The sequence below is a fragment of the Ketogulonicigenium vulgare WSH-001 genome (assembly GCF_000223375.1).
Taxonomy (GTDB): domain Bacteria; phylum Pseudomonadota; class Alphaproteobacteria; order Rhodobacterales; family Rhodobacteraceae; genus Ketogulonicigenium; species Ketogulonicigenium vulgare.
The window spans coordinates 149,744-169,955 of record NC_017386.1 but is presented as its reverse complement, the minus strand read 5'-3'; the positions used below and the strand labels follow the sequence as shown (position 1 = coordinate 169,955).

The 20,212-nt window shown below is 62.2% G+C and carries 15 protein-coding genes and 1 pseudogene; 8 read left to right on the top strand and 8 right to left on the bottom strand.

Features of this window, described 5'->3' with window-relative positions:
* Position 1: 1 nt before the first annotated feature.
* Genes KVU_RS14590 through KVU_RS14570 form a run of 5 tightly spaced genes read left to right on the top strand, consistent with a single transcriptional unit; the run spans position 2 to position 7,349 of the window.
* Entirely contained in the window at positions 2 to 2,113 is a 2,112-nt protein-coding gene (locus tag KVU_RS14590; RefSeq protein WP_013368527.1) for a hydantoinase/oxoprolinase family protein, read from the top strand.
* A gap of 41 nt (positions 2,114 to 2,154) precedes the next feature.
* Positions 2,155 to 3,705, top strand: a complete 1,551-nt coding sequence (locus KVU_RS14585) for an ABC transporter substrate-binding protein (protein WP_014538266.1) — start codon at positions 2,155 to 2,157, stop codon at positions 3,703 to 3,705.
* Positions 3,706 to 3,753: 48 nt separating this feature from the next.
* Entirely contained in the window at positions 3,754 to 4,734 is a 981-nt protein-coding gene (locus tag KVU_RS14580) for an ABC transporter permease (RefSeq protein WP_013368524.1), read from the top strand.
* Positions 4,735 to 4,737: 3 nt separating this feature from the next.
* Positions 4,738 to 5,577, top strand: coding sequence for an ABC transporter permease (locus KVU_RS14575; protein ID WP_013368523.1), 840 nt, complete (start codon positions 4,738 to 4,740; stop codon positions 5,575 to 5,577).
* Positions 5,574 to 7,349 (top strand): ABC transporter ATP-binding protein, encoded by a 1,776-nt coding sequence (locus KVU_RS14570; protein ID WP_014538265.1) that lies wholly within the window; start codon positions 5,574 to 5,576, stop codon positions 7,347 to 7,349. The genes KVU_RS14575 and KVU_RS14570 overlap by 4 nt, the downstream gene beginning before the upstream one ends.
* Here KVU_RS14570 and KVU_RS14565 read toward each other — a convergent pair.
* From KVU_RS14565 to KVU_RS14540, 6 genes and pseudogenes are all read right to left on the bottom strand, one after another.
* Entirely contained in the window at positions 7,346 to 8,173 is an 828-nt protein-coding gene (locus KVU_RS14565) for a VOC family protein (RefSeq protein WP_236953170.1), read from the bottom strand. The two genes, KVU_RS14570 and KVU_RS14565, sit on opposite strands and share 4 nt — an antisense overlap.
* A 119-nt stretch (positions 8,174 to 8,292) precedes the next feature.
* Positions 8,293 to 9,960, bottom strand: a complete 1,668-nt coding sequence (locus KVU_RS14560) for a BCCT family transporter (protein WP_014538264.1) — start codon at positions 9,958 to 9,960, stop codon at positions 8,293 to 8,295.
* Positions 9,961 to 10,152: 192 nt separating this feature from the next.
* Positions 10,153 to 10,875 (bottom strand): GntR family transcriptional regulator, encoded by a 723-nt coding sequence (locus KVU_RS14555; protein WP_014538263.1) that lies wholly within the window; start codon positions 10,873 to 10,875, stop codon positions 10,153 to 10,155.
* A 24-nt stretch (positions 10,876 to 10,899) separates the two neighbouring features.
* Positions 10,900 to 11,787, bottom strand: a complete 888-nt coding sequence (locus KVU_RS14550) for an ABC transporter permease (RefSeq protein ID WP_013368518.1) — start codon at positions 11,785 to 11,787, stop codon at positions 10,900 to 10,902.
* Positions 11,784 to 12,601 (bottom strand): annotated as a pseudogene (locus tag KVU_RS14545) (ABC transporter ATP-binding protein). Before KVU_RS14545 ends, KVU_RS14550 begins: the two are co-directional and overlap by 4 nt.
* Before the next feature lies 1 nt (position 12,602).
* Positions 12,603 to 13,610, bottom strand: a complete 1,008-nt coding sequence (locus KVU_RS14540) for an ABC transporter substrate-binding protein (protein WP_013368516.1) — start codon at positions 13,608 to 13,610, stop codon at positions 12,603 to 12,605.
* Positions 13,611 to 13,830: 220 nt separating this feature from the next.
* On the opposite strand from KVU_RS14540, the gene KVU_RS14535 reads away from it, so the two are divergent.
* A complete protein-coding gene (locus KVU_RS14535; RefSeq protein ID WP_013368515.1) occupies positions 13,831 to 14,517 on the top strand; it encodes a fumarylacetoacetate hydrolase family protein in 687 nt (228 codons plus the stop codon).
* 7 nt (positions 14,518 to 14,524) lie between these two features.
* Here KVU_RS14535 and KVU_RS14530 read toward each other — a convergent pair whose 3' ends face one another.
* Both KVU_RS14530 and KVU_RS14525 read right to left on the bottom strand, forming a co-directional pair.
* Positions 14,525 to 16,027: a Fic family protein gene (locus KVU_RS14530; protein WP_013368514.1), complete on the bottom strand. Its 1,503-nt coding sequence runs from the start codon at positions 16,025 to 16,027 to the stop codon at positions 14,525 to 14,527.
* A gap of 149 nt (positions 16,028 to 16,176) precedes the next feature.
* Positions 16,177 to 17,145 carry a putative zinc-binding metallopeptidase gene (locus KVU_RS14525; protein ID WP_049776504.1) on the bottom strand — a complete coding sequence of 323 codons (969 nt, stop codon included), beginning with the start codon at positions 17,143 to 17,145 and terminating at the stop codon, positions 16,177 to 16,179.
* A gap of 145 nt (positions 17,146 to 17,290) precedes the next feature.
* Between KVU_RS14525 and KVU_RS14520 the strand changes: the two genes are divergently transcribed.
* On the top strand, positions 17,291 to 18,907 hold the full coding sequence (locus tag KVU_RS14520; protein ID WP_014538261.1) for an ABC transporter substrate-binding protein: 1,617 nt from the start codon (positions 17,291 to 17,293) through the stop codon (positions 18,905 to 18,907).
* A complete protein-coding gene (locus tag KVU_RS14515; RefSeq protein ID WP_014538260.1) occupies positions 18,904 to 20,190 on the top strand; it encodes an NAD(P)/FAD-dependent oxidoreductase in 1,287 nt (428 codons plus the stop codon). The genes KVU_RS14520 and KVU_RS14515 overlap by 4 nt, the downstream gene beginning before the upstream one ends.
* Positions 20,191 to 20,212: the final 22 nt, after the last annotated feature.

Genomic DNA, 20,212 nt, shown 5'->3' with positions numbered 1-20,212 from the left:
TATGGACGATCTGACGTTTCACGCGCCTACAGGTGGATGCCGGATTGGCATTGATGTGGGTGGCACCTTTACCGATTTTGTGCTGGCTGATGCCGAAACCGGCGCGGTGACGATTTTCAAGGAACCAAGTGTCCCAAGCGACCCGTCGGCCTCGGTCGAGCTGGGCCTGCCAAAGCTGTTGGCGCGGGCTGGCAAGCGGCCACAGGATGTGCAGCTTATTGTGCACGGCACCACCATTGGGCTGAATGCGATTATCCAACGGCGCGGTGCGAAACTTGGCCTTGTTGTCTCGCGCGGGCATCGCGGTGTGCTGGAAATTGGCCGCAGCAATATGCCGAGCGCCTTTTCTTATCTGGTTCCCAAAGAGGAGGCGCTGGTCAAGCGCCGCCTGATCGCCGAAGTCAGCCAGCGCATCTTGCCCGACGGCAGTGTCGAGGGCGAAGCGACCGAAGATGCGTTGGACGCGATTGCCGCGCATTTCATCGCCTCAGGCGTTGACGCGGTCGGGGTGTTGCTGGTGCATTCGCACCGCCGCGCCGATGTTGAAATTGCGCTGGCTGATCGCCTTGCCGCGCGGATGCCGCAGGTTGCAGTCACGGCTTCGGCTGCGGTTTGGCCGGAACAGCGTGAATATGAACGCGGTCTGGTGGCGCTGATCAACGCCTATGTGCAGCCGATTATGACCAGCTATTTGAACCGCTTGCAGACCCGGGTCGCGGGACTTGGCATCGCTGCGCCGATTTACATCACCGCCAATAATGGTGGCACCCTCAGCCTTGCGACGGCGGCGGCGCGCCCGATTGATACGCTGCTGTCGGGGCCTGCATCTGGCGTGGTGGCGGCCGCGGCTGCGGCACGGGCCTCGGGGGTGCGGGATGTGATTACGGTCGATATGGGCGGCACGTCTGCGGATATGTCGGTCGTGTCTGACGGCCAGCCCGAAACCGGAAACCGCACCCATATCGGTGATTTTCCGATCATCGTGCCGGTGGTCAATGTCTCGGCAATCGGGGCGGGTGGCGGCTCGATCGTCTGGGTCGATCCGCATGGCGTGCTGAAAATCGGGCCGGCTTCGGCGGGGGCGGACCCCGGGCCGGTCAGCTATGGCCGTGGCGGCACAGCGCCCACTGTAACCGACTGCTTTCTGGTCAGCGGATTCATTGATCCCGACCGCTTTGTCGGCGGGCGGATGAGGTTGGATATCGCGGCCGCGCGCGCGGCGCTGGACGGGATTGGCGCCAAGATCGGCTTGCCCGCAGGTGAGACCCGAGCCGCCCGCGCGGCCGAGGCGGCCTTGCGTGTCACCACCGCCGTGATGACCGCCGAGATGGCCAAGAATATCGCGCAGCGCGGTCAGGATCTGCGCAGCTTTACGCTGCTGCCCTTTGGTGGCGCAGGGCCGACGCAGGCTAATCTGATCGCCGAAAGCGCTGGCCTGTCGCAGATTCTGGTGCCGGCGCGCCCTGGCACATTCTGCGCGCTGGGGGCGATTATGGCGGATGTGAAACGCGATTATGTGCGATCCAGCAGCTATAATCTGATGCAAGGGGATGCCGCCCCCGCACTTGCCGCCGCCATTGCCGATATGACCGCCGAGGCCGCGGCCTGGGTTGCAGGCGAGGGGGATATTCTGACCGGCCACGCTATCGCTGTGACCTTTGACATGCGCTATCACAAGCAGGCCTTTGACCTGTCGGTTCCGCTTGTCGGCGCGCCCGATGCCGCAGCCCTTGTCGAGGGGTTCCACCTTGCGCATGAGCGTCTTTATCACTTCCGCGACCCCGATGCGGATGTCGAGATCACAGCCATCCGTCTGCGCGTCACCGGCCATGTCGTGCCCCTGCGGCAAGAGGGCAATGGACAGGCCCTGACCACTGCATCCGGTACTGTCCCCGGCGCTGTTTCCGGCACTGGCGCCACGCAAAGCCGCCAATTGTTCTGGAACGGCGCGGCCCATCCGGCGGCGGTGCATACACGCGACAGCCTTGGCATTGGCAGCCGTCTGATCGGCCCTGCCATTGTCGAACAAGAAGACACGACCGTCGTCATACTGCCCGGTTGGACCGGCGAGGTTGATGATGCTGCTCATTTGATCGTGACCCGAAACGCCTGAATCGGCCCCGCCGACGCTATATAAAACAGGGAGTTAATGACGTGACGTTTAAACTTGCACGCCGCCCGCTGCTGGCAGGCTCTATCGCGACGCTGGCCATGATGGCCGCAATGGCGCAGGCCGAATTGGCCAGCCCACCCGACACAGTGCGGCTGGGCTTTGATATCGACTCGCTGTCGCTGGATGCGCGTCTGGCGGCGGAAACCACCAGCTACCGCCTCAATGACCTGCTTTATGATGGGCTGGTGCGTTTGGATCGCGACCTGCTGCCGCAACCCGCGCTGGCCACCAGTTGGGAGCAACCCGATGCGACCACGCTGATTTTCCATCTGCGCGAAGGGGTAACCTTTCACGATGGATCGGTCCTGAGCGCAGAAGATGTGGTCTATACCTATACGACGATGCTGGACCCGGCACTGAACGCGCGCAACCGCTCGCTTTATACGCCTATCGCGGCGGTGACCGCCATTGATCCCCTGACGGTCGAATTCAAACTGGCCGAGCCCTATGCGCCGCTGTTCTCGTATCTGGACCTTGGCATCGTGCCGCAGGCCCTGGCCGAGGGGAATGCCGATTTTGGCACCACGCCCGTCGGCACGGGTCCCTTCAAACTCGAGGCCTGGACGCGGGGCAGCCAGATCAATCTGACCGCAAACCCCGACTATTGGGGCGGTCGGCCTGCCGTGCAGAACATCGAAGTGGTGATCGTGGGCAACGGCACCGCGCGGGCACAGGCGCTGGCGGCGGGCGATGTGGATCTGATCATGACCCCCTTGCCCCCGGCGGAAACGCAGATGCTGGACGGTATGGGCCGCTTTGATCACACCATCACGCCCGCTGTGGCCTTTACCTATGTGAACTTCAACACCGGCGATGCGCTGCTGTCCGATCCGGCGTTGCGCGCGGCGCTGGCAAAGCTGATCGACCAGCCGACCATCGTCGATCAGATTTTTGGCGGCCTCGACCTGCCGGCGTCCTCGATCCTGATGCCCGCCTTTCCGTGGGTTGTGGATGACAGCATTGCGCAGCCCGGCTTTGATATGCAGGCCGCCATGGCCGAGCTGGATGCGCTGGGGTGGGTCATGGGACCCGCAGGTATACGCGTGAAAGACGGGCAGGAACTGGCACTCAGCATCGGCACCAATAGCGAGGATGCCGAGCGGATCCAGTCGGTCGAGTATCTGCAGAATGTCTTTACCGGCGCAGGTATCCGCACCGAGGCCGTGATCGTTGATTATCCGACGTTCATGCAGGGCAATCAGGGCAAGACCTATCAGATATCCTTCCTCAGCTGGGGTAATCTGGTCGACCCCGACCGCGCGATGTTCGGTCAGCTCCGCAGTGGCGGCAACTTTAACTGGGGCAGCTATGCCAATCCCGAGGTCGACGCCGCGCTTGATGCGGGCCGCGCCGCGACCACGGTCGAGGAACGCGCCTCTGCCTATCGCGCCGCCGCCGCGGTGATTTCCGCTGAAGTGCCGTATTATGTTATCTCGCATATGCAGCTTCATACCTTTGTGTCCGACAAGCTGGCAGGCTTTGCGCCCGATCCGCGCGGCTTCCTGACCGATCTGGCGGCGCCCGCGCAGTAAATACGGCCCCCCGCAGGATGGCCTGCGGGGGAAAACAAAGGGGAACAGATGCTGGCCTATGCAATCCGACGGGTGTTGATCCTGGTGCCGCTTGTCTTTGGCATGGCGATTGCGGCCTTTTGCCTGATGCTGTTCTTTCCGGGTGATCCGGTCACCGTCTTGCTGGGCGAGGCTGCGCCCCCCGAACAGATCGCCTTGATGCGTGACAGCCTTGGCCTGGATTTGCCGTGGCTTCAACGGCTTGGCCAGTATCTATGGGGGGTGGCGCAGGGCGATTTGGGGCTGTCGATTTTCCAGCGCCGCCCGGTTACGACTATAATTTTGGAACGCTTGCCCGCGACGGTTGAACTGGCTGTCTGTGCGATGCTGATTGCGGTGGTGTTGGGGCTGGTGCTGGGGGTGGTTGCAGCGCTGTGGCGCGGCTCGGCCATCGATCTGGGCGTGATGCTGATCGCGCAGCTGGGCATTTCGATGCCGGTCTTTTGGCTGGGGATCATGCTGGTCTATTATTTCTCGGTCACGCTGGGCTGGCTGCCTGCGATCAGCCGCGGCCCCGCGCTGGTTCCAGCGCTGGGGCAGGCCGTGACGGGCGATCCGGCGCCGCTTGGCACGGCCCTGCGCCATCTGCTGCTGCCTGCGCTATCGCTGGGCGTCGGGCAGGCGGCGATCATTGCGCGGCTTGTTCGTGCCTCTGTCCTCGAGGTGATCCGCGAGGATTTCGTCCGCACCGCGCGGGCCAAGGGCCTGTCCCGTCCGCGCGTCATGGTGGTGCATGTGCTGTCCAATGCGATGCTGCCGATCATCTCGGTGATTGGATTGCGATTTGGTGTGCTGCTGGCGGGGGCGGTGCTGACCGAACAGATTTTTGGCTGGCCGGGCCTGGGACAGCTTGCGATCAGTGCCGTCTCGCAGCGTGATCTGCCGCTGATCCTTGGGTTGTTGCTGACCTTTGGCCTGATGTTCGCGGTGGTCAATCTGATTGTCGATCTGCTCTATGGCTTGGTCGATCCGCGTATCACGTTGGAGTAGGCGATGCATTTCATCCGTCACAACCCGTCGCTGCTGATCGGTGCGATTATCACCGCCGCCCTGTGCCTGATTGCCATCTTTGCCCCGCTGCTTGCCACACATGGGGTCGAGCAGATGGATATGGCGAACCGGCTGCAAGGCCCCAGCGGCGCGCATTGGCTGGGCACCGACAATTTTGGCCGCGATCTATGGACGCGCCTTGCCTATGGGGCGCGTCTGTCGCTGGGGGTCTCGATCGTCGCCGTGACGATCGCCGTGGTCATTGGCACCGTCGTGGGGCTGCTCGCCGGCTATTTCGGAGGCTGGGTCGATATGGTGCTGATGCGGATCACCGATATTTTTCTGGGCTTTCCCGCGCTGATCCTGGCGATGGCGATTGTTGCGATCATCGGGCCGGGGACGGTCAATCTGATCGTCGCGATGGTCATGGTGTTTTGGACAGAATATGCCCGCGTCATTCGCGCCGCCACGCTTAGTCTACGCAGCCGCCCCTATGTCGAGGCGGCACGCACCACGGGCGCCTCGCATATCCGCATCATCTTTCGCGAAATTTTGCCCAATGCGCTGGGGCCGATCATCATTCTGGCCACGCTCGGCCTTGGTACAGCGATCATCACGGAAAGCGCGCTGTCCTTTTTGGGATTTGGTTTGCGCCCGCCCGCGCCGACATGGGGTGGGACGCTATCGTATGGCACGCGATTTTTGGCGCAGACGCCGTGGCTTTGCTTTGCCGCAGGGCTGACGATCATGCTGGCCTGCCTTGGCTTTAACATGTTGGGTGATGGGCTGCGCGATCTGCTGGACCCGAAAAATCGCCTGCGTAAAGGCGAGGCAACAGTATGACCCTGCTTTCAGTGCGCGATCTTTCGGTATCCTTTGCCGGCGCGGGTGCGGCGGTGCAGAATGTCTCGTTCGACATGGCGGCGGGCGAGACTTTGGCCATTGTCGGCGAATCGGGTTCGGGTAAAAGCGTCACCTCTATGGCGCTGATGGGCCTTTTGGACCCGCGCACAGCCCGTATTTCGGGGCAGGCGATGTTCCAAGGCCGCGATCTGTTGCAGATGGACGAGCCCGCCTTGCAGCAGTTGCGCGGCAATGAGATCGGCATGATCTTTCAAGAGCCGATGACCTCGCTGAACCCCGTCCTGACCATCGGCTATCAATTGGCCGAGGCGCTGCGCCGCCATCGCGGCTTGCGGGGCCGGGCGGCATTGGCCGAGGCCGAGGCGCTGCTGGAAAGGGTGCGTATCCCCGCTGCGCGCCAGCGTCTGTCCGAATATCCCCATCGTCTGTCGGGCGGTATGCGCCAGCGGGTGATGATTGCCATGGCGATGGCCTGCAATCCGCGTCTGCTGATCGCGGACGAGCCGACAACGGCGTTGGATGTGACGGTGCAGGCGCAGATCCTTGATCTCATGCACCGGCTGCAACAAGAGGAAGGCACCGCGATCCTGTTCATCACCCATGATATGGGAGTGGTGGCCGAAATCGCGGATCGCACCTTGGTCATGCACAAGGGGCGGGTTGTGGAAGAGGGCGAGACGGCGGCGCTTTTCGCCGCGCCGCGCGCAGCTTATACACGGGGTTTGCTGGCGGCCGTGCCGCGTCTGGGGTCCATGAATGGCGTGGCTTTGCCGCAGCTTTTCCCACATGTCGATTTGGAAACCGGCACCACCCGCGCGGCGGCTGCGCTGCCCGATACACGCCGCGATGCCATGGCACTGCAGGTCCAGAATCTGGTCACCCGTTTCGATCTGCGCAGCGGCATTTTCAAACGCGTCACCGCTCGTGTCCACGCGGTCGAGGATGTCAGCCTGACCCTTGGCGCGGGCGAGACACTTGCCCTTGTGGGCGAAAGCGGCTGCGGGAAATCCACCTTGGGCCGCAGTATCATGGGCCTGAACTTGCCCTCGTCGGGGCATGTGCGTCTGGCGGGGGATGCGCCGTTGCACCAACAGGTGCAGATGGTGTTTCAAGACCCGTTCGCCAGCCTCAATCCGCGTTTGACAGTCGGGGACAGTATCGCGGCGCCGCTGGTGATCCATGGTATGGCCGCCGCAGCGGCCTTGGCGCAGGCGCGTGTTTTACTGGATCAGGTCGGGCTCAGCGCTGCGATGGCTGCGCGATATCCGCATGAATTCTCGGGGGGGCAACGGCAGCGGATTGCGATCGCCCGTGCTTTGGCGCTGCGCCCGCAGGTGATCGTCGCGGATGAGGCCGTCTCTGCGCTGGATGTGGCGGTTAAAACGCAAGTGCTGAACCTGATGATGGATCTGCAGGTGCAGTTGGGCCTGTCTTACCTTTTCATCAGTCATGACATGGCCGTGGTCGAGCGTATCGCGCACCGCGTTGCCGTGATGTATCTGGGCCAGATCGTCGAGATCGGCCCGCGCGCCGCGATATTTCAGACCCCCCAGCATCCCTATACGAAACGCCTGTTGTCTGCCGTGCCCCTGCCGGACCCCGCACGCGGTCGCGCCCGCGGGCCGGTGCCGCTGCGGGAAATTCGCAGTCCCATCGTAAAATTGGGCGAGGCACGTCCCCCCATGGCATACCGCCAGATCGCCGAGGGGCATTTGGTGCAGGATTACAACCTTGCCGATTGGGCGGATTAGGCGGGCACGAACCGCAAGAACAGCCCCAGCGCGACCTCGGGCGTCAGGCTGATTGCATCATCGGCGCGCGTATAGGGCAGCGCGGCTGTTTCCAGCACCTGCGCGACCTGATCCAATGCTGTGCAGGTGATGTCCAGCGCAACCATGCGCATCGGTTCTGTTAAAAGATCGGGCAAAAGATCGGGCCGGTCGCCCCCAAGCAATAGTGCCAGCGCTTTGGGCGTATCGATGATCAATGTGGTTTGCGCCGTCTTGATCTGGTTGCCGGCGCGCGACAGGCCGGGCGTTTGCGCAAGCAGGTCAAGCACCACCTGCGGATTATTGGCGGCAATATAGGCCGCGCGGATATTTTGCGCGCCGTTTGGATGCTGCTGATCCGCCGCGCGCCAGATCAGTTCAGGCGTCTTGTGCTGACAAAAAAAGAACCGGCCATTTGCGATCAGACCACGATCCAGTTGAAAGGTACGAAAGGCCGCATCACATGTGGCGCCATCAACCTCGACCGGACGCGAGAAATCCTTCAGCGGCTCGACCGCAAGCCCGCGCGCCACCATCTGCGTATGGAGCGCGGCCGCGTCATCTGGGCGCAGGGCAAGACCGCTCAGACCCGGCGGATGTACCCACAGCTCGGCGCGTTTGCTGCGCTCGCCCGGCGCATATCCCAAAAGCTCAAGATAGGTGTCGCCAAATACGGCCAGATGGTTGATCGAACCCAGCGTATGATAACCGCGCGGCGTCAGCGCAAAGCCAAGGCTTGTGTACCGCGCTGCGGCCTGATCCATCTCGCCCAAAGTATTGATGACCCCATGATCGAACGGCAGCATGGCAAATTCCCCTAAAGCTTTGAAAATAATCGCAGCGCGGGGGTGAAAAGGCAACGCAATCCGCAGGTATTGCACAGATTTCGCGCGGGTCTGCACCGGCCCCTTGGGGCCGGTGGTGATTAGCTGCGCGGCTCGGCCATCAGGCCTTTGACCAGCGCGTAACAGGCGCCCAGCAGCACGATGGCAAAGGGGAAGCCGGTTGAAACCGCCATTGCCTGAAGTGCGGTCAGCCCGCCACCCAGCAGCAAAGCGATCGCGACCAGCCCCTCGAATGTGGCCCAGAACACCCGCTGCGGCACGGGCGCATTCACCTTGCCGCCCGCGCTGATCGTGTCGATCACCAGCGATCCTGAATCCGACGAGGTGATAAAGAACACCACCACCAGGATAATGCCGACAAAGGACGAGATCGCCGTCAATGGCAGATGGCCCAGCATCTCGAAGAGTTGCAACTCCAGCGCGGCGGTTTGCACGGTGGTATAGCCCTGATGGATCACCTGGCTGATCGCCGTGCCGCCCAAGGCCGTCATCCAGATTGTCGAGACCAGCGACGGGATCAGCAGCACCGCGATCAGGAATTCGCGCACGCTGCGTCCGCGGCTGACGCGGGCGATGAACATGCCGACAAAGGGCGACCAGCTGATCCACCACGCCCAATAGAACGCCGTCCAGCCGTGGCGGAAGTTGTCATCCGTGCGGCCAAACGGGTTCGACAGCGCCGGCAGATATTCCACATAGGCCAGCAGGTTTTTGAAAAACCCGCTGAGGATCTGCATCGTCGGCCCGACCGCCACGACGAACAGCAGCAGCAGCAGGGCAAGGGCCATGTTCACTTCGGAGAGCAGCTTGATCCCCTTGTCCATGCCCGAGACGACAGAGGCGGTCGCAATCGCGGTGATGATGATGATCAGCACCACCATCGATCCAATGCTGCTGGTCCAGCCAAACAGGAACTCCAGCCCTGCGCTGGCTTGCTGCGCGCCGATGCCCAGCGATGTCGCAAGGCCGAACATCGTCGCAAATACCGCCAGGATATCAATGATATGCCCCGGCCAGCCCCAGACACGCTCGCCAAAGATCGGGTAGAACACCGACCGCAGGGTCAGCGGCAGGCCTTTGTTATAGGCGAACAGCGCCAGCGATAGCGCGACGACGGCGTAAATCGACCAAGGGTGCAGCGACCAGTGAAAGATCGTTGCGGCCATCGCCAGACGGCGGGCGCCTTCCTCATCCCCGGCAAAGCCGTTCAGCGGCGCCCAATCGGTGCGCGCGCCATCGGGCCCGAATTCCGGCCCTGCAAAGGCGGCGGTGAAATTGCCCATCGGCTCGGACACGCCATAGAACATCAGGCCAATGCCCATGCCTGCGGCAAACAGCATCGAAAACCACGACAGGTAATTGTAATCCGGCGTCGCATCCGGCCCGCCCAGGCGCACACGGCCAAGGGGCGTCACGATCAGCCCGATGCAGACCAGCACGAACACATTGCCCGCGATGATAAAGAACCAGTCGAGATTGTTCGTCAAAAAATCGCGCAAGCCGCCAAAGACAGGCCCCAGCGCGGTCTGGAACATCAGCGTTGCAAGCGTAAAGGCGACGATGCCCAATGCGGATACGCTGAAGACGATATTGTGGATATCAAGTTCGAAGACGAAACGCCGCCGGTAGTTGATATTGTCTTGGCCAATTTCGTAATCGGTCTCGATGATTTCTGTGGCGCCTTCGGGTGCGGGAACCGCGTCATCGGGCGTTTGGGGCTCAATCGGGCCACGATTGTTATCTGGCAAACCCTCGTCCTTATGTTGTTGTTTTTATGATAGGGCCGTGCCCGCACCGGGGCAAAGGCATATGACCTAACGATCCTATGGCTCAAAAGGTTCCACGGGTGAAAAAACGTATGTTTTGGACGGTGAACAGACGGGTTATTGGCCCAAAATCGCAGGCCGGCGGTGTAATGTCAGGGCATTTGCCTGCAAGCGTTACGGCAAAACGGTCGATTTTGGCTGCATGATCTCTTCATAGATCTGCAAGGTCAGCAGATATTGACCCTGCAGTTCGGCCACCGCGGTTTCCACATCCCCCGCCAAAGTCGCATCGACAATCGCCTGATGCTCTTCGTTGCTTTTGCGGCGGGGATAGGTGTTCACCATGGAAATAAAGCGATAACGCTCGCCCAACAGCATCAGCTCATCCGAGAACCGCAGCAAATGCGCCGAGCCGCAATTGGCAATCAGCGCGCGGTGATAGATGCGGTGCCGCTCTTCCCACAGGCTGTTGTCGGGCGGTGGCATCCCCGGTTCGGTATGGGCGTAAAAGTGGATCGGCGTGTTGTTCAGGCGGTGGTTGGCCAGAATGATCGCATCTTCCCACGCCTCTGTTCGGTTGCGGATGGATTCCTCTAACGCCTTGCCCTCGACCCAACAGCGGGTTTGGACGATATCGCGGAAATCCTCGATCGAAATGGGCGGGACAAAGAAACCGCGCTGATCCTCGCGGTCGACCAGCCGCTCGGACGACAGGCGGTTCAGCGCCTCGCGCACGGGGTTGGTGCCTGCGGCATAGCGCTCGGCGATCTGGTCGATCAGCAGTTTATGTCCCGGCTCTAACGCGCCCCGCACGATGTCGCGTTTCAGCGCATGGTAAACCGTCGTCGCGGCGGTTTCCTTTTCGGCCTTACGCTTTGGCAATATGCGGGTCGTCATCAGGGGCCTTTCATCGGGCAGGTTTTAGCGTCGGTCGTCGATACCAGTAACCGAGGCGCGATGCCAGAACACCAGCCGCCGTTCCAGCAGCACCACCGACCAAAACAACGCAAAGCCAAGGACGCTGAGGTAAAGGATCAGCGAAAACACCCGTGGCGTCTGCAATTGACTGGCCGCAACGCGGATCAATTCGCCAAAGCCCTTGCCGCCGCCCAGAAATTCGGCGGTGATCGCCCCCGCCATCACACCCACCGCGCCGATTTTCAGGCCGGTAAAGATATGGGGCAGCCCGGCGGGGATCTTCATCCGCACCAATGTCTGCCAGCGCGAGGCGCCAAGGCTGCGGAACATCATGCGCGCGTTTTCATCCGCTGCATGGAGGCCTGCCGCCGTGCCGACAACAATCGGAAAGGTCGCGATAAAGGCGGCAAGCGCCACTTTGGACGAGATGCCAAAGCCCAGCCACGCCAGAAACAGCGGCGCAAAGGCGACCTTTGGCATCGTATCAATCGCCACCAGATAGGGCAGCACGGCGCGCTCGCCAAAGGTGGTCTCGCCCACCAGCACACCCAGCGAAAAGCCGATCAGGATCGCGAAAAAGAACCCCCACAGGATTTCCTGCGTCGTCATCCATAGCGCGGGCAGCATATAGCCGCCGGTCACCAGATTTTGCCCGACGAACAGGATGTCGCGGCCAACCTCTTGCGGAGACGGCAAAATAATGCGCGAGACGATCTGGAAATGATGCACGGCTCCCCAGATCAGTAGCACCACCAGCAGCAGCGCGATCATCGCAAGGCTGCGCGGGATGCGGTCGATCCAGGCGGTATGCTCGGCCCAGACGGTGTCGGTGAATGTCGCATCCTCGACCTCTATCGGGCGGCCAAGGGTCAGCGTATCGGTCGGTTTCATTGTGTGATGGCCCCCCCGTCCAGCCGGTTGCGAATATAACGGACGTATTCCCCGAACGCGGGCCACACCATCATATCCAATGTGCGCGGGCGGGGCAGATCAATGGGCACTTCCTCGACAAAGCGGCCGGGGCGCGCGGTCATGATATAGACGGTATCGGACAGCAGCACGGCCTCGGGGATCGAATGGGTGATCAGAAAGGATGTTGCCCCGCGCGACATGCAGATGCGCTGCAGCTCGATGTTCATGAAATCACGCGCAAGCTCGTCCAGCGCGGAAAACGGCTCGTCCAACAGCAGCACATCGGGTTCGGTAATCAGCATCCGGCAGATCGAGGCGCGCTGCGCCATCCCCCCCGACAAAGCGCGCGGATAGGCACCGTCGAACCCCCGAAGGCCCACCAGCTCTAGCAGGGCCAGCGCGTCGGCACGCTTGGCCTTGGCCGCTGCGCGACCGTCACGGATCAGGATCGGCAACAGCACATTGTCCAGCGTGGTCAGCCACGGAAACAGTGTCGCCTGTTGATACATCATGCCGATTTCGCGGCGGGGGCCCATGACGGGGGCCCCCGCCAGCATCACGCTGCCGCTGGAGGGCGGCGTCACCCCGCCATGATTTTCAGCAGCGTTGACTTGCCGCACCCCGACGGGCCGATCACCGCCGAAAACGTGCCTTGCCGCAGATCCAGATCAACCGGATCAAGCGCGATGACCCGTCCGTTGCCAAAGGATTTCGACACACCGCGCAGTTGATAGACCGGACGGGGCGGCGCTGCGTGCGGGGATGAGGCCTGTAGGGGCGCGTGTTGCATCATCCTACTGGCCCGCGTTCCACTGTTCGACGAACTGGTTGGTATAGGCGGCGGTCAGATCAGCGACGGGTTCGGCCAGATCGCCACTGCCGACCAGGCTGTCATGCCAAAGCTGCCAGGCGGCGGGTGGGAAATAGCCATGTGGGCTATCCGCGCTGACGGGGATGGTGCGGCTTTGGATGGCATCCAGCAGCGCACCCGCAAAGACCTGATCTTCGCTTTCTTGTGGATTGCCAGTGGCGACATGGCGCAGCACCGCCGCGCGGTTCGCAGGATCGAGGCCGAACTGCGTGCCGCGCACCAGCGCGCGTCCGAACCCTTCCAGCGTGGTCGGATTCGCGGTCAGGAATGCGCGCGACACCGCCCAGCCATTGCCGAAATATTCAAGGTAAGGCTCGGGCGTGATCTCGCGCAGCGGGATGCCGCGGGCCGAGATGATCGCCGCATCCGCGACCGCCGCCGCATAGGCGCCGACCTCATTATTGAGGAAAGCCGCAACCGCGGTGCCACCATCGCCGATGGCCAGAAATTCGTAATCCTGCCCCTCGACCAGCCCCAGATCCGTCATGATGCCGCGTGTGAATGCAACCTCGGCCCCATCCGCCGTGCCGACGCCAATCACCACGCCTTTCAGATCAGCAGGCGTTTGCGCCGGCGAGTCTTCGGGCACCACAAGGCCAAAGACCGATCTGGCGAAGTGGTTGTAAATCATCACCATATCTTCGCCGCGCGCCCGCGCCGCCATCAGCGGACCCGGCCCCGGCTGGCCGATATGCCCCTGACCCGATGCCAGCAGTTGCAGCACCGAGGCCGAGCCATTGACCGCCTCGACCCGCACATTCAGCCCCTCATCCGCGAAATACCCCTCACCCACGGCGACATGCAGCGGATAGTTGTTGATGGCAGACGGGTTCGGCACGACCAGCGTGAGGTCGGTGACCTCGGCCAAGGCCGGCGCAACGCTTGCCATGGCAAGCACGAGTGCAGCGCTAAAGCGCTGGAATGCAGACATGATTTCCCTCCCAACAGGCCAGTGATCCCGGCCCCCATTGTGACCATGGGCGCATAGGCCGCATGGGTGCCCTGCCGGCTCCTCTTCCGTTAGGGCACCTTTAGCTTGTGTCACGCATTTTATTCTGTCAAACACAAAATAATGTATGATTTGCGTTTACGGAAAAATCGTAGATGCTAACCTTGCAGAAGACCCGCATGCGCGAAGGAGGAGAGACCGCATGAGTTCCTACGTTGTAGACCCACCCAAACAGGCCAGCATTCCCGTCGTCGGCGACAGCAAAAGCTTTCCAGTGCGCCGGATTTACTGCATCGGCCGCAACTATGTCGCGCATGTCGAGGAAATGGGCGGCACCGCTGATCGTGACCCGCCGCTGTTCTTTCAAAAGCCGACCGATAGTGTGGTGAACAGTGGCGCGACCATCGCCTATCCCACCAAAACCGGGAATTACCACCACGAGGTCGAGCTGGTGCTGGCCATCGGCAAGGGCGGCCGCCATATTTCCGAGGCGGATGCGCAGGATCACATCTGGGGCTATGCCGTCGGCCTTGATATGACGCGCCGCGACATTCAGGGCGGCGGTATGCCGTGGGAAATCGCGAAATCCTTTGACGAATCCTTTCCCGTCGGGGCGATCACGCCAAAATCCAAGACGGGCGTGATCGACAAGGGCCAGATCCGTCTGACGGTGAATGGCAAGGTGGTGCAGGACAGCGATGTCTCGCTGCTGATCTGGCGCATCCCTGAAATCATCGCACGGCTGTCGGAATATTTCGAACTGTTCCCCGGCGATATCATCCTGACCGGCACGCCCCATGGCGTCGGCCCCGTGGTGCCCGGCGACAAACTGGTCGCGACATTCGACGGCCTTGCGCCGCTGGAAGTGACCTGCGGCCCCGTCAAATAGCGTGGGTTTACGAGATTGCCGCCTCGATCGCGGCAATCTCGGCATCGGTGATCTCGGCAAACAAGGCGCGCTTGGCCTTGGACAGGGTGCCGCCGTTTTGCAAGATCAGCGTGGTCAGCTGGCGCGCGCGGGCATCGGGCATGTCGATCAGCGCCTGCACGGCGGTATAGGCGCGGTCGAACCGGTCGATAAAGGCGATTTCCTGGCGCAGATCGACCTCGATCGTATTGCTGATGCGGTCGAACAGATATTCGACCTGCGCGGTGGCGTCGAAATAGCGGTAAAGATGGGCGGTCTCGTTCGTCACCGCAACCGCGCGCGCAGGCGTCCAATGCCAGTCGATCAGCGGCTGGATCGCGCCGGAAAACGCCTCGAGGCAGCGGTCATAGCCGTGACGGTCGCGCAGGATCGCGGCCGAGACCGGAAACAACATCCCCGGCGGCGTAAAGCCCCGATCCGACAGGATTTTGTGGATCAAAAAGCGGTGGATGCGCCCGTTGCCATCCTCGAACGGGTGCAAAAAGACAAAGGTAAAGGCCGATAGCGCGGCGGCGATCACCGGATCAACCTCGGCGATCACGCGGGCGCTAAAGGCGCGCCAGTCGGCCATCAGATCGGGCAGATCTGCGGGGCGGGGGCAGATGAAATGCACCTGCTCGGTATAGTCAAAACCGACCGTCTCGCCGACGAAATTCTGGAAATCGCGCAAAGATTCCGCACGATAGCGCGGATCAACAATCTGATTTTGCAGCGCAATCAGCGCATTTGGATCATCCAGGCTAAAGCGGTCCGCCATTTTCAGACTGGCAACAAAACGATCCGCCTTGGCCACGCTTGGCACTTCGTGCTCGATGGCAAAGGATGTTTTCGTCTCTTTCGTGTAAAGATAGTTCACCGCCCGCGCCAGCAGATCGGGCGGACAGGCGTTCAGCACATCACGTCCCAACCGGCCCAGATCCTGTGCGATATACCCTTCGATCAGGGGGGTGCGCCGCACTGTCAGGCAAAAATCACCATGGCCCAGCAGGTTATCCTCGACCTTATGGCGGGCTGATCTGGTGGGCGCGCCGGTGATATGCAGATCGGGGCGCAGCGCAGGGATATAAGAGGCAACCGCCACATCCGGCAGATCCAGCAACTGCCCTGTCAGGCGTTCGTAAAAAAACCACGCGCGGCGGGTGTATTGCCCGCTGGGCGACCCGCGGACCCAATCCGCCAATGCGATCGGGTCCATCGCCCGCATGGCCGCAGCCATCACGCCCATATCCAGCGCCTCGTATTTCAAGGCAAACCGCAGGTGGTCAAAGACCTCTGTGCCCGGATCGTAGGAGGCGATGTAATGCTCGTGCAGCCGCCCATCTTGCCATGTGGTCTGCCGCCGCCCGGGGCCGGTGGTGCTGGTCACATGTGGCGCAGGCACGCGCAGCCCCAGCAGGCTGACCAGCGCCGCCTGACCAGTCAGTTTTTGATGGGCCTGTTTTTGATCAGCCGGTGTTTTAGAGCGGGGCATGCGCGATGTATGAAAACGATCAGGGGTGTATGAAAACGCCGATATTCACGGCAGTTGCGTATGAATACCCATTTTCAGTTTGAATTTATACCAGAAAATTCAAATTTGTCTGAAAATGGCAAAATCCCCTGGCGCCTATTCCTCCGACCTTAGGCCATGCGCGCGCCCTGCGACAGGTAATGATGCACAAAAGCCAGCTTTTCGCGCGTCCTGGGCGTCAGGATAAAGGGATAGACATCGGGGTTGTCCAGCGCTCGGTTGATCTCGTTCACCGCAATGGCGACCTGCGCCGCGGCGGTCAGCAAGGCCTCGCCATCATGCTCGGCATAGGCGTCATAGCCCGGGGCAGGGATCTGCGGGCCGCTGAGGCGGACGGCCATGAAACTATCCGTCAGATCGGTCAGATGCAGCACATGCGCCGCGCTTTCGGCCCAGTCCTCATGCGGGTGCATCGTGGCATAGGCGGAAATATAATCCGCACCGGGGTCCTTGGGCGCCTCGTAATGGGCGGCGATCGCGGCGGCATAATCGGCGCGTTCATCCCCAAACAGCGCGCGGAAGGCGTCCAAAAAGCCGGGCAGGGCGGCCAGACGCGCGAACAGGAAATGCGCCATCTCGTGGCGCATATGGCCCAGCATCGACCGATAGAGCTCGCCCAGTTGATGCTGCCGCTCGACCCGGGTGGTGGGGTCGGCTTCCATGACATTGATCGTGATGACGCCATTCGCATGGCCCATCGTCACCTGCGTCGCGCCCACAGCCAGCATTTCCGACAGCATGTCGAAAATAGGGCGCGGCCCGGTATCTGCGGCGGTGAACCAACCCCAGCGGGCCAGATTGATCAGCATCCAGCGCTTGGCCCGCTCGCTTTCGGTCAGCAGCACGATGTTTTCCGGCACCGACAAATCGGGGATCGCACGGGTCATGGCACAGGCGCGACACAGGCCACCATCCTCGGCGATCCAGTTGCAGTCGATCTCGGCCCGACGCGCGCAAAACAAACCGTCGGCGACGAATATCCCCTGTTCGGGATCAAAGGTCAGCGCGGCGCCGCAGGTGCATTCGGTATTATGGGGGAAGACGCGGGTGTGGCAGGCGGGACAAGCAAGGTATTGCATGGGCGCGGCGACTCTCATCAGGGGCGATGGACGCACCCTAGCAGAAAATATGCGGCGCGGGGCATGGCTTGCTTGACGTTTGTGTAAACTTCATCAACCTTCCGTCTTTGGTGCGCGCCAATGCCACCCCTGATCGGAGAGAATGATGACCATCCGCCCCGCTTTGCCGAAATCGTTGACCCTGCGCCCGCGGCGGGCCGCATTGATGCTGGGCACGGTTGCGATGATGGCGATGGCATCTGTGGCCAGCGCTGAAAGCGTGACCTGGGTGCGCTCGCTTGATGCGGCGTCGCTGGATGTGCATTCGCGCAACGAAGGCGTCACGATCACCTTGCTGAAACACCTGTATGAGCCGCTGGTCGAGCGTGCCAATGACGGCAGCCTGCTGCCGCGCCTTGCGACCGACTGGCAGATGCTGCCCGATGATCCCGCGGTCTGGCAGTTCAAAATCCGCGAGGGGGTGACCTTTCACGATGGCACGCCCCTGACCGCCGCTGATGTGGTCTTTTCCCTGCAACGCGCGCAGGACGAGGGGTCGGGTTTCCGCTCTTACCTGTCGTCGGTGGCCGAGATTACCGCCCCAGATGATTATACTGTGAATATGCGCCTTGTCGGCGTCTCGCCGATTTTCCCGACCAACCTGACCCCGATCATGATCATGAGCGCGGATTGGGCCGCCGCCAATGACAGCCTGACCCCGCAGGCCGCCGGCAGCACCGATGTGAATTACGCGACAACCCATGAAAACGGCACGGGCCGCTATCAATTGCACAGCCGCGAGGTGGATGTCGCCAGCCACCTGACCGCCTATGATGCACATTGGTCGGGCCAGATCCCAGCCGTCGACGACATCACCTTCCGCGTCATTTCCGACCCCTCGACCCGTCTGGCCGCGCTGCTGTCGGGCGAGGCGGATTTCGTGCAGGATGTGCCGGTGCAGGATGTCGAGCGTTTGCGCGAAACCGCAGGCATCAATCTGGTCGACGGGCCGGAAAACCGCATCATCTATTTCGGCTATGATGTCTCGTCCGACAGCCTGATGTCCAGCAATGTGGACGGCAACCCCTTTGCCGATGCGCGCGTGCGCGAAGCGATTGCGCTGGCCTTTAACCGCGATGCGATCCACCGCGTCGTGATGCGCGGTCAGTCGGTGCCCGCAGGCGTTGCGGTGCCGCCCTTTGTCGACGGCTGGACGCCGGAACTCGATGCCTATGCCGCCCCCGATATCGCAGGCGCCACCGCCCTGCTGGCCGAGGCGGGCTATCCGGATGGCTTTTCCGTTCAGCTCGATTGCCCGAATGACCGCTATCTGAACGACGAGGCGATCTGTATCGCCACGGCCGGAATGCTGGGTCAGATCGGCATTGATGTGACGGTGGCGGGCGCGTCGATGGCGATCGTCTCGCCCAAGGTGATCGGCGATCAAAGCGACTTTTTCCTGCTGGGCGCGGGCGTGCCCACATTCGATTCTGCCTATCTGTTTGATGTGCTTTATCACAGCAAAACAGGTGCTTACGGTGCCTACAACGGCTCGCGCCTTGCTGATCCCGCACTTGATGCACGGATCGAGGCCTTGGCGAGCGAGGTGGATATCGACGCCCGCAGCGCCGCTATGACCGGTATCTGGCAGACGCTGAAAGATGAATTCATCGTGCTGCCGGTGCATAGCCAAGTGCTCAGCTATGCGATGCGCGAGGGGTTGAGCCTGCCCGTCCATCCCGAAAATATCCCGAACCTTGCCGATATGCAGGTGGCGCAATGACGGGGTTTGACAGCCTCGGCATCCAGCACACGGCGGCAGCGCAACATATCGCGGTGGTTGGCGCGGGCATCGTCGGCTGCGCCACCGCCTTTCACCTGCGCCGCATGGGCGTGCAGCAAGTCACGCTAATCGACCCGATGGGGCCGGGCGGCTCGACCACCAGCGCGGGGGCGGGTTTCGTCTCGCATTGGTCGGCGGGCATGGTCGATATGGGGGCCGAGGGGCTGCGCCTGCAGCAATACGGCCTTGATTTCTATCGCGCTTTATCCGCCGTGGCCGAGGGACGCGGACAGGATATCGGCTACCGCAATCGCGGCACGCTGATGCTGTCCCTGACGCCCGAGGGGCACGACCGCCATATCCGCCCCGTCCTTGAATCGCCCCATGCCCCGCCCGAGATGCGCGGCGTCACCCCCGCCCAGATCGCGGAAATGACCGCCGGCCTTGTCGATGGCGCGCGGCTGTATTCGGGCGCGTTCAATCCGCATGGCATCCAGTTGGAAACCGACCGCGCCATCACCCTGCTGGGGCAATTGGTGCAGGACGAGGGCGTGGATTTCCTGCCCCGCCGCGTCACCGCCATGGCCGAGGATGCCAGCGGCGTCACCCTGACGCTGGATCAGGGCAGCCTGCATGTCGATCAGGTCGTGCTGGCGGGCGGGGCATGGAACAATGCGTTGCTGGCCGCGTTCGGCTATGCGATGCCGCTGTTGCGCGTCGTGGCCACCCGTATCCGCACCGAGGGACGCGGCCTGCCTGCCGTCTCGCCCACCATCCAATGCCGCGAGCTGCGCCTGTGGCTGCGCGAATGTTTTGGCGCGGTGCTGTGGGGCACGGGCGTTGGCTATCGCCCATGGTATCAATTGCAGGGCGAGGGCACAGCCGCGCCGCAGGGGCGCCAAAGCTTCCCCGAACTGCTTGAGATCCTGAAGGAAAACCAGCACGACGTGCTCGAGGGCTATTTCCCGCCCCTGCGCGGCGCGGGGGTCGAACAATGGGTGCAGGGCATTGCCTGCTATACGCCCGATAACAATCTGATCGTTGGCCGCGTCCCCGGCACGTCCCGCGTGACGGTGGCGGGCGGCGATAATGAATCGGGCGTCAGCCACGGGCCGGGGATGGGCCGCCTTGCCGCCGAAATCGCGACCGCACGCGCCACGATCACCGATCCGCATCGCTTCCGCCCGGACCGCTTCGCCAAAGGGCAATTCCCCACCGAGGCGGCTGTGGCCGAGGGGCTCGCCCAGCATCAAGTGCTGCGTTTCACCCCCAGCGCCGCGTGAATGATGCGTCCCCGCCGCGCGC

Excerpts from the sequence above, each read along its gene's own strand:
- KVU_RS14590 (WP_013368527.1), top strand. The coding sequence starts at position 2 with ATGGACGATCTGACGTTTCACGCGCCTACAGGTGGATGCCGGATTGGC.
- KVU_RS14580 (WP_013368524.1), top strand. The coding sequence starts at position 3,754 with ATGCTGGCCTATGCAATCCGACGGGTGTTGATCCTGGTGCCGCTTGTC.
- KVU_RS14575 (WP_013368523.1), top strand. The coding sequence starts at position 4,738 with ATGCATTTCATCCGTCACAACCCGTCGCTGCTGATCGGTGCGATTATC.
- KVU_RS14570 (WP_014538265.1), top strand. The coding sequence starts at position 5,574 with ATGACCCTGCTTTCAGTGCGCGATCTTTCGGTATCCTTTGCCGGCGCG.
- KVU_RS14565 (WP_236953170.1), bottom strand. The coding sequence starts at position 8,173 with ATGCTGCCGTTCGATCATGGGGTCATCAATACTTTGGGCGAGATGGAT.
- KVU_RS14555 (WP_014538263.1), bottom strand. The coding sequence starts at position 10,875 with ATGACGACCCGCATATTGCCAAAGCGTAAGGCCGAAAAGGAAACCGCC.
- KVU_RS14550 (WP_013368518.1), bottom strand. The coding sequence starts at position 11,787 with ATGAAACCGACCGATACGCTGACCCTTGGCCGCCCGATAGAGGTCGAG.
- KVU_RS14540 (WP_013368516.1), bottom strand. The coding sequence starts at position 13,610 with ATGTCTGCATTCCAGCGCTTTAGCGCTGCACTCGTGCTTGCCATGGCA.
- KVU_RS14535 (WP_013368515.1), top strand. The coding sequence starts at position 13,831 with ATGAGTTCCTACGTTGTAGACCCACCCAAACAGGCCAGCATTCCCGTC.
- KVU_RS14530 (WP_013368514.1), bottom strand. The coding sequence starts at position 16,027 with ATGCCCCGCTCTAAAACACCGGCTGATCAAAAACAGGCCCATCAAAAA.
- KVU_RS14525 (WP_049776504.1), bottom strand. The coding sequence starts at position 17,145 with ATGCAATACCTTGCTTGTCCCGCCTGCCACACCCGCGTCTTCCCCCAT.
- KVU_RS14520 (WP_014538261.1), top strand. The coding sequence starts at position 17,291 with ATGACCATCCGCCCCGCTTTGCCGAAATCGTTGACCCTGCGCCCGCGG.
- KVU_RS14515 (WP_014538260.1), top strand. The coding sequence starts at position 18,904 with ATGACGGGGTTTGACAGCCTCGGCATCCAGCACACGGCGGCAGCGCAA.